The organism is Escherichia sp. KTE159 (assembly GCF_000408805.1).
Taxonomy (GTDB): Bacteria; Pseudomonadota; Gammaproteobacteria; order Enterobacterales; family Enterobacteriaceae; genus Escherichia; species Escherichia marmotae.
Map to the genome: position 1 here is coordinate 178,579 of NZ_KE137292.1, position 11,417 is coordinate 189,995.

An 11,417-nucleotide genomic window follows, 5' to 3' on the forward strand; every position below is an offset into this window, starting at 1 on the left:
TCATGACGAAGCATACTCTTGAGCAACTGGCGGCGGATTTACGCCGCGCCGCAGAGCAGGGCGAAGCGATTGCGCCGCTGCGCGATTTGATTGGTATTGAAAACGCGAAAGCCGCCTACGCGATTCAGCGCATCAATGTGCAACATGATGTCGCGCAGGGGCGTCGCGTTGTGGGGCGTAAAGTGGGACTGACGCATCCGAAAGTGCAGCAACAACTGGGGGTTGAACAACCGGATTTCGGAACATTATTTGCCGACATGTGTTATGGCGATAACGAAACCATTCCTTTTTCCCGCGTCTTGCAACCCCGCATTGAAGCGGAGATCGCACTGGTGCTAAACCGCGATTTGCCCGCGACCGATACCACGTTTAACGAACTGTATAACGCCATTGAATGGGGGCTTCCGGCGCTGGAAGTGGTGGGCAGCCGTATTCGCGACTGGTCGATTCAGTTTGTCGATACCGTGGCAGATAACGCCTCCTGCGGGGTGTATGTCATCGGCGGTCCGGCGCAACGTCCGGCAGGGTTAGACCTGAAAAACTGCGCTATGACGATGACGCGTAATAACGAAGAGGTTTCCAGCGGGCGCGGCAGCGAATGCCTGGGGCATCCACTTAATGCCGCCGTCTGGCTGGCACGCAAAATGGTCAGCCTGGGTGAACCGCTGCGCGCCGGAGATATCATTCTTACCGGGGCATTAGGTCCGATGGTGGCGGTAAATGCGGGCGATCGTTTTGAAGCCCATATCGAAGGCATAGGCTCAGTTGCTGCGACATTTTCAAATGCGGCCCCAAAAGGAAGTCTGTCATGAGTAAGCGTAAAGTCGCCATTATCGGTTCTGGCAACATTGGCACCGATCTGATGATTAAAATTTTGCGTCACGGTCAGCATCTGGAGATGGCGGTGATGGTCGGCATTGACCCTCAGTCCGACGGTCTGGCACGTGCCAGACGTATGGGCGTCGCCACCACCCATGAAGGGGTGATCGGGCTGATGAACATGCCTGAATTTGCTGATATCGACATTGTCTTTGATGCTACCAGCGCGGGCGCGCATGTGAAAAACGATGCCGCTCTGCGCGAAGCGAAACCGGATATTCGCTTAATCGACCTGACGCCGGCTGCCATCGGCCCTTACTGTGTGCCGGTGGTTAACCTCGATGCAAACGTCGATCAACTGAACGTCAATATGGTCACCTGCGGCGGCCAGGCAACTATTCCGATGGTGGCGGCTGTTTCACGTGTGGCGCGTGTTCATTACGCCGAAATTATCGCTTCTATCGCCAGTAAATCTGCCGGACCCGGCACGCGTGCCAATATCGATGAATTTACGGAAACCACCTCGCGAGCCATTGAAGTCGTGGGCGGCGCGGCAAAAGGGAAGGCGATTATTGTGCTTAATCCGGCAGAGCCGCCGTTGATGATGCGCGACACGGTGTATGTATTGAGCGATGAAGCTTCACAAGATGATATCGAAGCCTCAATCAATGAAATGGCTGAGGCGGTGCAGGCTTACGTACCGGGTTATCGCCTGAAACAGCGCGTGCAGTTTGAAGTCATCCCGCAGGATACACCGGTTAATTTACCGGGCGTTGGTCAGTTCTTCGGTCTGAAAACGGCGGTCTGGCTGGAGGTCGAAGGCGCAGCGCATTATCTGCCTGCCTACGCAGGCAACCTCGACATTATGACTTCCAGTGCGCTGGCGACAGCAGAAAAAATGGCCCAGTCACTGGCGCGCAAGGCAGGAGAAGCGGCATGAACGGTAAAAAACTTTATATCTCGGACGTCACGTTGCGTGACGGTATGCACGCCATTCGTCATCAGTATTCGCTGGAAAATGTCCGCCAGATTGCCAAAGCACTGGATGATGCTCGCGTGGATTCGATTGAAGTGGCTCATGGTGATGGTTTGCAGGGTTCCAGTTTTAACTATGGTTTCGGTGCATATAGCGACCTTGAATGGATTGAAGCAGCGGCGGATGTGGTGAAGCACGCCAAAATCGCGACGTTGTTGCTGCCAGGAATTGGCACTATTCACGATCTGAAAAATGCCTGGCAGGCTGGCGCGCGGGTGGTGCGCGTGGCGACCCACTGCACCGAAGCTGATGTTTCCGCCCAGCATATTCAGTATGCCCGTGAGTTGGGAATGGATACCGTTGGCTTTCTGATGATGAGCCACATGACCACGCCGGAGAATCTCGCGAAGCAGGCAAAGCTGATGGAAGGCTACGGTGCGACCTGTATTTATGTGGTGGATTCTGGCGGTGCGATGAACATGAGCGATATCCGTGACCGTTTCCGCGCCCTGAAAGCGGTGCTGAAACCGGAAACGCAAACCGGCATGCATGCTCACCATAACCTGAGTCTTGGCGTGGCGAACTCTATCGCGGCGGTGGAAGAGGGCTGTGACCGCATCGACGCCAGCCTCGCGGGGATGGGTGCGGGTGCAGGTAACGCGCCGCTGGAAGTGTTTATTGCCGCCGCGGATAAACTGGGCTGGCAGCATGGGACCGATCTCTATGCGTTAATGGATGCCGCTGACGACCTGGTGCGTCCGTTGCAGGATCGTCCGGTACGTGTCGATCGCGAAACGCTGGCGTTGGGATACGCTGGCGTTTACTCCAGTTTCTTGCGTCACTGTGAAACGGCAGCGGCGCGTTACGGCTTAAGTGCGGTGGATATTCTCGTTGAGCTGGGCAAACGCCGGATGGTTGGCGGCCAGGAGGATATGATCGTCGACGTGGCGCTGGATCTGCGCAACAACAAATAATGATGACTGCCGACAACGTGCATTTTGTATGCCCATCCCAGGCATGATAAGACGCGTCAGCGTCGCATCAGGCATCTGTGCACGACTACCGGATGCGGCGTGAACGCCTTATCCGGCCTACATTTCGCCCGGAGGCTGTCATTAAATGGTTCTGATTACGCGGTTGGCAATGCATCAGCCGCGATTCACCTGCACCCGCAACGAGGTTCATCTTATGTCGACTCGTACCCCTTTATCATCTTCATCCCGCCTGATGCTTACCATTGGGCTTTGTTTTTTGGTTGCCCTGATGGAAGGGCTGGATCTTCAGGCGGCTGGCATTGCGGCGGCAGGTATCGCCCAGGCCTTCGCACTCGATAAAATGCAAATGGGCTGGATCTTCAGCGCCGGAATACTCGGTTTGCTACCCGGCGCGTTGGTTGGCGGGATGCTGGCGGACCGTTACGGTCGTAAACGTATTTTGATTGGTGCAGTTGCGCTGTTTGGTCTGTTCTCGCTAGCGACCGCTATGGCATGGGATTTTCCCTCTCTGGTCTTTGCGCGGCTTTTGACTGGTATCGGGCTGGGGGCGGCGTTGCCGAATCTCATCGCCCTGACGTCTGAAGCGGCAGGGCCACGTTTTCGCGGGACGGCGGTGAGCCTGATGTATTGCGGTGTCCCCATTGGCGCGGCGCTGGCGGCTACGCTGGGTTTCGCTGGAGCAAATTTAGCCTGGCAGACGGTATTTTGGGTAGGCGGTGTGGTGCCGTTGATTCTGGTGCCGCTGTTAATGCGTTGGCTGCCGGAGTCGGCGGTTTTCGCTGGTGAAAAACAGGCCGCGCCGCCGCTGCGTGCGTTATTTGCGCCAGCCACGGCAACCGCGACCCTACTGTTGTGGTTGTGTTATTTCTTCACGCTGCTGGTGGTCTACATGTTGATCAACTGGCTACCGCTGCTTTTGGTGGAGCAAGGATTCTTGCCGTCGCAGGCGGCAGGGGTGATGTTTGCACTGCAAATGGGGGCGGCAAGTGGGACGTTAATGTTGGGCGCATTGATGGATAAGCTGCGTCCAATGACCATGTCGCTACTGATTTATAGCGGCATGTTAGCTTCGCTGTTGGCGCTGGGAACGGTGTCGTCGTTTAGCGGTATGTTGCTGGCGGGGTTCGGCGCTGGGTTGTTTGCGACAGGTGGGCAAAGCGTTTTGTATGCGCTGGCACCGTTGTTTTATAGCACGCAGATCCGCGCAACCGGTGTGGGAACCGCCGTGGCGGTTGGGCGTCTTGGAGCAATGAGTGGTCCGTTGCTGGCCGGGAAAATGCTGGCCTTAGGTACTGGCACGGTCGGCGTAATGGTAGCTTCGGCACCGGGCATTCTTGTTGCTGGGTTAGCGGTGTTTATTTTGATGAGCCGGAAAACACGAATGCAGGCGTGCACTGATGCCTGACGCGCTTTATCAAGCAGGGGAGAAAGGGACTTCCCCCAATACACCCACGGCGTTTACAGGTATACTCGCTAAAAATTATTCATCGGGTTTGGAAACAAAGATGGCAAAACTTACCTTACAGGAGCAGTTGCTCAAAGCGGGATTAGTCACCAGCAAAAAAGCAGCGAAGGTTGAGAGAACGGCGAAAAAATCGCGTGTTCAGGCGCGTGAAGCGCGGGCGGCGGTAGAAGAAAATAAAAAGGCACAGCTTGAGCGCGATAAACAACTTAGCGAACAACAAAAACAAGCGGCGTTAGCGAAAGAATATAAAGCCCAGGTGAAGCAGCTCATTGAAATGAATCGTATCACCATTGCCAATGGCGATATCGGTTTTAACTTCACTGACGGTAATCTGATTAAGAAGATTTTTGTCGATAAGCTTACGCAAACGCAGTTGATTAATGGACGCCTGGCGATTGCCCGATTGCAGGTCGATAACAATAGCGAAAGTGAATATGCGATTATTCCGGCAAGCGTTGCCGATAAAATCGCCCAGCGCGATGCCAGCAGTATCGTATTACACAGCGCACTCAGCGCTGAAGAGCAGGATGAAGAAGATCCGTATGCCGATTTCAAAGTGCCTGATGATTTGATGTGGTGATAATACCAAAGGCTAAATTGCCTTATAAGGCATTCACGCCGCATCCGGCAATTGCACACAGATGCCTGATGCGACGCTTGCACATCAGGTCATCTTACGTTTGTCATCAGTCTCAAAAGAAAACGCGACTCCCCGCCCGAACCGGACGGGGTAAAACCAGCGGGAAATTAGTAACGAATTACGGTTCGAATGGATTTGCCTTCATGCATCAGATCAAAGGCGTTATTAATTTCATCCAGGCTCATGGTATGAGTGACAAACGGTTCCAGGTCGATATCACCTTTCATCGCATCTTCAACCATCCCCGGTAACTGAGAACGACCTTTTACGCCGCCAAACGCGGAACCCTTCCATACGCGACCGGTGACTAACTGGAATGGACGGGTTGAGATTTCCTGACCGGAACCCGCGACACCGATGATCACCGATTGGCCCCAGCCGCGGTGAGCACTTTCCAGCGCCGCACGCATCACGTTGACGTTACCGATGCACTCAAAGGTATGGTCGATGCCCCATTTGTTGATATCCAGCAGGACATCTTTAATCGGTTTGTCGTGGTCGTTCGGGTTAATGCAGTCGGTGGCACCGAAGCGACGCGCCAGATCGAATTTCTTCGGGTTTGTATCGATAGCGATAATTCGTCCTGCTTGCGCCTGACGAGCGCCCTGAACAACCGCCAGACCAATTGCGCCAAGCCCAAACACGGCAACGGAATCCCCTGACTGGACTTTTGCGGTGTTGTGTACCGCGCCAATTCCGGTGGTTACGCCACAGCCCAGCAGACAGACGTGTTCATGGTTTGCTTCTGGATTAATTTTTGCCAGAGAAACTTCCGCGACTACGGTGTATTCACTGAATGTAGAGCACCCCATGTAGTGATAAAGTGGCTGCCCGTTGTAAGAAAAGCGCGTGGTGCCATCTGGCATCAGGCCTTTGCCCTGGGTTTCGCGAACGGCGACACAGAGGTTGGTTTTGCCGGAACGACAGAACTCACACTCGCCGCACTCTGCGGTGTAAAGCGGAATCACATGGTCGCCAGGTTTAACGCTGGTCACGCCCTCACCGACTTCAACCACGACGCCAGCCCCTTCGTGACCGAGAACCACCGGGAATACACCTTCTGGATCATCGCCAGAGAGGGTAAAAGCGTCGGTATGGCAGACGCCGGTATGGGTGACTTTAATCAGCACTTCACCTTTTTTCGGTGGTGCGACGTCAATTTCAACGATTTCCAGCGGTTTACCGGGCGCAAATGCAACGGCAGCACGTGATTTCATATCTCGTTCTTCCTCAATAAGGTAAATAGGTTCAGCTACTTAAGATAGGTGCGAACCAATTCAATAGTGTCGTCAACGGATTGGCTGACTTCGCGGCTGTAGCAGTCATTTCGGTCAAACGTTTCCCGGATATGGCTTTCAAGCACTTCTGCCATTAGCCCGTTAGCCGCGCCCCGAACGGCGGCGATCTGTTGGAGTATGGCACGGCATTCGGCATCACCCTCCAGCGACCGTTCCAGAGCATCAATCTGCCCCCGAATACGACGAACTCGAGTAAGAACCTTTTTCTTCTCTTCCGGAGTACTGGGCATTTCGCACCTCATCATCTGCACGCAATATACTATAGGGGGGTATGTTATGAGTCAATGCATACCCCCCTATAGTATATAACATTGGCGAATAAAATTTATCTGCTGAATATGAGAGATATCTGGAGAAAATGAAGAGGAAAGTGTTTGTGCGCTAATCAAGTGAGATTGCCGCCCCGGGAAGTGGGCGGCGGAAGGAATCAGAATTTCCAGGTCAGATGGGCTGCGAGTTGCAGACCGTTATAATCATCGGTTGGTGTGTCGTACCACACTTTACCTGCCGTCAGACCCAGATTAAGTTGTTCTGTCAGCGGCTGGATACGTTGCAAGCTTACGCTCTTCATGCTGCCGTAGCGCGTCTCTGGCGTCCAGTCATAGGTGTAAGCGCCTGTTCCGCGGCTTAGCCAAAGCTGGGTATAGCCACCGCCGCGCGGATCATTCAGGCGCACGGAAATCATATTGCTGTAACTGCCACCTGCATCGCTGGAGTCATAATGAGTATAGCGATAGCTGGTGATCACCGGGCCAGTATAGAGCGATACGCCGCCTTGCCAGGCATCGACTTCAACATCATCATAATATTTAGTGTAGCGATAACCGGTCGTGAACAGCGTTTTTGGCAGCAGGGCCAGGTTAATATCCTGACGAAAATCCTGGCGAGCAAAGACCGGCGTATTATCTGCAAAGGCAATACCCGTTCGGGTTGTCAGCCAGTTATTCCATTTGTACCAGACAGCCCCCTGACCGCGTGTGGCATTGAAATGTTCAGTTTCATAATCACGACGTCCCTGGGAAAGATTAAAAAGCAGCGTTGCGTTTTCAACTTTCGCCACCAGTTCAGCATACGCCAAATTACGGTTACCGTGATCGCCAGAATAATCGGTAAAATCGTAGCCTGCGGTAATGGAAGTTAACCCGGCACAAGCAGGAAATGCACTAAAAATTGCCGCTGCTAATAACGTCCGTTTTATCATTTTAATCTCCTGTACGGATAAGTTCTTGCCGGAGTGAATAACTTCCGGTAGGTAAATTACGTTCTACAATCACACGCGGGCCAAGTTGTGTGTTCGGGGAAATAATTCGTCCTGGCAATATAATAACCTGCACGCCAAGACGTGAACGTTGTCCAATATAACACCCTAATTTATCGCATCCGGTAGCGATAATACCTTCTGGAGTGTGCACAGACACTGGCTGTTCATCCAGACGATGATTACTGGTACGCACTTGTGCGCCCAAATATGCCAGGCTTGCAATTACCGAGTCGGCAATAAAACATTGCGGTCCAATCATTGCTTCCGATTCAATAACTGCATTTTTTATTTCAGTAGCAAAACCAATTTTTACACCATTGCTGATTACTGTGCCTGGGCGAATAAATGCATAATTACCTATCAGACAGTTTGCGCCAATCACTACTGGTCCCTGAATAACTGCGCCGTGGCAAATACGTGTATTCGCGCCGATAATAACCTCACCAGCACTTTCATCAATAATCACATGGTCTGCAATCTGAATATTTTTCTCTTTAATATTAAGCTTCAGATAGCTTTTCAGTTCCGGTGACAGAAGGTTGGGAGTAAGCGATTGGCGCTTCCACCAGTGCGGAATAACGTGTAGGTTTGTCGCGTTGAGGCTCGCGTCCAGTAAAAAAGGCAATAAGTCCATAAATAATCCAGATGGCATAAGCTAATAATACATACACAACGGAAAGTGGCGCTAAAGGCACCAACAACCAGCAACGATGAAACCAGGCGCTAAAAGCACCAATAACACAAACTACGCCGACCCAGATAAGCGGAAACATTGCCAATACCACGCCATGTGGCCCGGTGGTGATGAATTCATTAAACCAGGTAGCGAGATAAATTCCAACGCCATAAAGCACAACCAAAAGCATAGGAAATATACTGAAGATGCCGAAACGGCTAAATAAAAGCTTTTTATGCAGGCGCATACAGACGGCATAGCCCACAATCCAACGCCGCCAGCGTCGCCATTCATCAAGTGGATTATTGCACTCTTGTGGATAAACGATGCAGCGATTCGCCTGACGAATGCGGTAACCATTGGCGACCAACGTCCAGGTGAGGTCAAGATCTTCAACTTTCGTTCGGTCCGAAAAACCGAATTTACGCAATACATCAGTACGGAACATCCCGCACGCACCGCTGATAATAAACGGTGCGCCGCCCAGGAGTTGCTGTAGCGTGCGTTTCATAATGATCATCGGCAACTTTACGGTCGCGCGGATGTGCGGCAACAGGCCTGCGCCTTTCAAGGCTGTCGAGGGAATGCCGCCTACGGCGTCAGCGCCGTGCTCAATTTCCGCCAGCATATACCCCATGCCATTTTTATCTGGAGGGACGTAAGTATCGGCATCGCTTAAAAAAACCTGGTCACATGTGGCGTAGTTGAGGCCGTTCATTAGAGCACCGCCTTTGCCGGTGTTTTTTTGTGTAACAGCAACAAACCTATCGCCCCATTTGCGTTTGACTTCCGCCATTACTGCTTCTGTGTTATCCGTAGAGCCGTCGTTAACGCAAATCACACGGCAAAAATAAGGGTTGCGCAGTAGATTTTCCAGCGACTGTGCCAGACAAGGGCCTTCGTTATAGGCAGGAATAATTGCGTCAATACAGCCTTTCTTTTGGCTGGGCTTACGCCTTAACGTACTCAAAAACCATAGCAATATTGCGACGGCCATAAATATAAAGATCCAGGTTTTCATTTTATCTGCTCAAAGAATCATTTTATGAATAACAAAGCCTTCACCCAGATCGCTATTGACCTGTTGTCCGCGAAATTGTGCAACAGCACGTAAACGTTCATGACGCATATAATCACGTTGCTCCTGGCTTTTATGTTTTTTTAATGCTGCAAGTTTGACGGTGAAATATTCTTCTTTCACGGATTCAAAAACCTGGGGCATAAATGAAAGCCAGGTGCTTGGGGTTTCATAGCCGAGAATTTGTGGAATAGTGCGGCAGGCAACCATTGACGCCTGATAAACTGCCAGATGATCCTGATGGCGGTCAGCATCATGCATGGTATATACCCGTATGATTTCTACATCAGAGGGAATTTGATTTTTAATAATATCTTCCAGGGAAGAAATCATATCATTGAGTTGCAGATGTGTACGGGTGTCTGCAAAATTAAGATGAATAGTTTGCTGACAACCCAACATCTTTAATGCTTCGCGAGATTCTTCGCAACGATCGATGACATCGCTTACACCCGAATTGCCAGCAGTCATGACAACGGCAGTGATATAAATTCCTTTCTGCGAAAGACGAGCAAGCGATGCACCACAACCTAATTCAATATCGTCAGGATGTGCGCCAATCGCAAGGATACCTTTCCTCTTTTCTGCTGAAGAATGCAACGCAGAATTTAAAACCTTGTCCAATTCATGACACTCCATTTTAATTATTATGCTGAAAGCGCGGCGAATGCAGAGCTGCAATCCTCTGCAACATACTCAGATGTTAAAAATGGCACGCTGTAAAAAAGAATAATCCTGAGAACGGGGTTATTTAATGCCCGGAGGGCCGTAAGCGGTATAAGTTTGAATTGTGTGTGTCATATGTTAACTGTTTGTGTGTTTTGTGAATGTGTTTATATTTTTTATATATTGTATTTAGATGTGATTTAGTTTGTCAATTAATTGCATTTAAAAAATATCTTCTGTGAAAAACTGGTTTTTATATTCGTATTATGAATGAATTTGTATGATAAAGTGGTTTCTATGCTTTGCATTATATAAAATTAGAATGATATATGTATTTGTTATTGGTTTACTTAGTCAGTAGGTTGGAGAAATAAAGTAGCGTAGTTCGAATTTTTATTCGTATATAAAAATAAATATGGCATTGCTTTGTAGGGAAACGGTTAGCAAATGCATAACTAATCTATCGTTTGCCGTTTTTTTGCTAAGAATAAAAACATATTGCCCATAATGATTAATTCTTTTAATAAATGTCTTTACCCGCGAATACTGCACCCATAACAAGACAGGGGAGCAGATAATCATGACAATTTCATCGCGTAACACACTTCTTGCCGCACTGGCATTCATCGCTTTTCAGGCGCAGGCGGTGAACGTCACCGTGGCGTATCAAACCTCCGCTGAACCGGCGAAAGTGGCTCAGGCTGATGGCACCTTTGCCAAAGAGAGCGGGGCGAGCGTGGACTGGCGTAAGTTTGACAGCGGAGCCAGCATTGTGCGGGCGCTGGCTTCTGGCGATGTGCAAATCGGCAACCTCGGCTCCAGCCCATTAGCGGTGGCTGCCAGCCAACAGGTGCCGATTGAAGTCTTTCTTTTAGCCTCAAAACTGGGTAACTCCGAAGCGCTGGTGGTGAAGAAAACCATCAGCAAACCGGAAGATCTGATTGGCAAACGTATCGCCGTGCCGTTTATCTCCACCACGCATTACAGTCTGCTGGCGGCGCTGAAACACTGGGGCATAAAACCCGGACAAGTGGAAATTGTGAACCTGCAGCCGCCCGCGATTATCGCCGCATGGCAACGGGGAGATATTGATGGTGCTTATGTCTGGGCACCTGCGGTTAACGCCCTGGAAAAAGACGGCAAGGTGCTGACCGATTCTGAACAGGTCGGCCAGTGGGGCGCGCCGACGCTGGATGTCTGGGTAGTGCGTAAAGATTTTGCCGAGAAATATCCGGAGGTAGTGAAAGCGTTTGCTAAAAGCGCTATCGATGCCCAGCAACCGTATATTGCTAATCCTGACGCGTGGCTGAAACAGCCGGAAAATATCAGCAAGCTGGCGCGCTTAAGCGGCGTGCCGGAAGGCGATGTACCAGGGCTGGTGAAGGGGAATACCTATCTGACGCCGCAGCAACAGACGGTAGAACTGACCGGGCCGGTGAACAAAGCGATCATCGATACCGCCCAGTTTTTGAAAGAGCAGGGCAAAGTTCCCGCCGTGGCGAATGATTACAGCCAGTTTGTCACCTCGCGCTTCGTGCAATAA

General features: G+C 50.9%; 12 protein-coding genes. 6 read left to right on the forward strand and 6 right to left on the reverse strand.

What is annotated here, in order from left to right; translation table 11 throughout:
- Window positions 1–2 precede the first annotated feature (2 nt).
- From mhpD to A31E_RS20345, 5 genes are all read left to right on the forward strand, one after another.
- On the forward strand, window positions 3–812 hold the full coding sequence (gene mhpD / locus A31E_RS20365; RefSeq protein ID WP_016248403.1) for a 2-keto-4-pentenoate hydratase: 810 nt from the start codon (window positions 3–5) through the stop codon (window positions 810–812).
- Window positions 809–1,759, forward strand: coding sequence for an acetaldehyde dehydrogenase (gene mhpF, locus A31E_RS20360; protein WP_016248404.1), 951 nt, complete (start codon window positions 809–811; stop codon window positions 1,757–1,759). Before mhpD ends, mhpF begins: the two co-directional genes overlap by 4 nt.
- Window positions 1,756–2,769 (forward strand): 4-hydroxy-2-oxovalerate aldolase, encoded by a 1,014-nt coding sequence (mhpE, locus tag A31E_RS20355; protein WP_001515848.1) that lies wholly within the window; start codon window positions 1,756–1,758, stop codon window positions 2,767–2,769. Before mhpF ends, mhpE begins: the two co-directional genes overlap by 4 nt.
- Window positions 2,770–2,983: 214 nt before the next feature.
- On the forward strand, window positions 2,984–4,195 hold the full coding sequence (gene mhpT, locus A31E_RS20350) for a 3-(3-hydroxy-phenyl)propionate transporter MhpT (protein WP_024191843.1): 1,212 nt from the start codon (window positions 2,984–2,986) through the stop codon (window positions 4,193–4,195).
- Between the two features lie 100 nt (window positions 4,196–4,295).
- Window positions 4,296–4,835, forward strand: coding sequence for a DUF2058 domain-containing protein (locus tag A31E_RS20345; protein WP_024191844.1), 540 nt, complete (start codon window positions 4,296–4,298; stop codon window positions 4,833–4,835).
- Between the two features lie 167 nt (window positions 4,836–5,002).
- Here the strand turns inward: A31E_RS20345 and frmA are convergent, their stop codons facing one another.
- From frmA to A31E_RS20315, 6 genes are all read right to left on the reverse strand, one after another.
- Complete coding sequence (frmA, locus tag A31E_RS20340; protein ID WP_000842111.1) at window positions 5,003–6,112, reverse strand: S-(hydroxymethyl)glutathione dehydrogenase; 1,110 nt, start codon at window positions 6,110–6,112, stop codon at window positions 5,003–5,005.
- 35 nt (window positions 6,113–6,147) lie between these two features.
- Window positions 6,148–6,423: a formaldehyde-responsive transcriptional repressor FrmR gene (gene frmR, locus A31E_RS20335; RefSeq protein ID WP_001515852.1), complete on the reverse strand. Its 276-nt coding sequence runs from the start codon at window positions 6,421–6,423 to the stop codon at window positions 6,148–6,150.
- Between the two features lie 197 nt (window positions 6,424–6,620).
- Window positions 6,621–7,394 carry a YaiO family outer membrane beta-barrel protein gene (locus A31E_RS20330; RefSeq protein WP_000596077.1) on the reverse strand — a complete coding sequence of 258 codons (774 nt, stop codon included), beginning with the start codon at window positions 7,392–7,394 and terminating at the stop codon, window positions 6,621–6,623.
- Window position 7,395: 1 nt separating this feature from the next.
- Window positions 7,396–7,989, reverse strand: a complete 594-nt coding sequence (locus tag A31E_RS20325) for an LbetaH domain-containing protein (protein WP_232015672.1) — start codon at window positions 7,987–7,989, stop codon at window positions 7,396–7,398.
- On the reverse strand, window positions 7,955–9,151 hold the full coding sequence (locus tag A31E_RS20320) for a glycosyltransferase family 2 protein (RefSeq protein WP_000860451.1): 1,197 nt from the start codon (window positions 9,149–9,151) through the stop codon (window positions 7,955–7,957). The genes A31E_RS20325 and A31E_RS20320 overlap by 35 nt, the downstream gene beginning before the upstream one ends.
- Window positions 9,152–9,160: 9 nt before the next feature.
- Complete coding sequence (locus A31E_RS20315; RefSeq protein WP_001515855.1) at window positions 9,161–9,832, reverse strand: PIG-L deacetylase family protein; 672 nt, start codon at window positions 9,830–9,832, stop codon at window positions 9,161–9,163.
- A 622-nt stretch (window positions 9,833–10,454) separates the two neighbouring features.
- On the opposite strand from A31E_RS20315, the gene tauA reads away from it, so the two are divergent.
- Window positions 10,455–11,417 (forward strand): taurine ABC transporter substrate-binding protein, encoded by a 963-nt coding sequence (tauA, locus tag A31E_RS20310; protein ID WP_000156046.1) that lies wholly within the window; start codon window positions 10,455–10,457, stop codon window positions 11,415–11,417.

Excerpts from the sequence above, each read along its gene's own strand:
- A31E_RS20320 (WP_000860451.1), bottom strand. The coding sequence starts at position 9,151 with ATGAAAACCTGGATCTTTATATTTATGGCCGTCGCAATATTGCTATGG.
- mhpD (WP_016248403.1), top strand. The coding sequence starts at position 3 with ATGACGAAGCATACTCTTGAGCAACTGGCGGCGGATTTACGCCGCGCC.
- A31E_RS20330 (WP_000596077.1), bottom strand. The coding sequence starts at position 7,394 with ATGATAAAACGGACGTTATTAGCAGCGGCAATTTTTAGTGCATTTCCT.
- frmA (WP_000842111.1), bottom strand. The coding sequence starts at position 6,112 with ATGAAATCACGTGCTGCCGTTGCATTTGCGCCCGGTAAACCGCTGGAA.
- mhpT (WP_024191843.1), top strand. The coding sequence starts at position 2,984 with ATGTCGACTCGTACCCCTTTATCATCTTCATCCCGCCTGATGCTTACC.
- tauA (WP_000156046.1), top strand. The coding sequence starts at position 10,455 with ATGACAATTTCATCGCGTAACACACTTCTTGCCGCACTGGCATTCATC.
- mhpF (WP_016248404.1), top strand. The coding sequence starts at position 809 with ATGAGTAAGCGTAAAGTCGCCATTATCGGTTCTGGCAACATTGGCACC.
- frmR (WP_001515852.1), bottom strand. The coding sequence starts at position 6,423 with ATGCCCAGTACTCCGGAAGAGAAGAAAAAGGTTCTTACTCGAGTTCGT.
- A31E_RS20345 (WP_024191844.1), top strand. The coding sequence starts at position 4,296 with ATGGCAAAACTTACCTTACAGGAGCAGTTGCTCAAAGCGGGATTAGTC.
- mhpE (WP_001515848.1), top strand. The coding sequence starts at position 1,756 with ATGAACGGTAAAAAACTTTATATCTCGGACGTCACGTTGCGTGACGGT.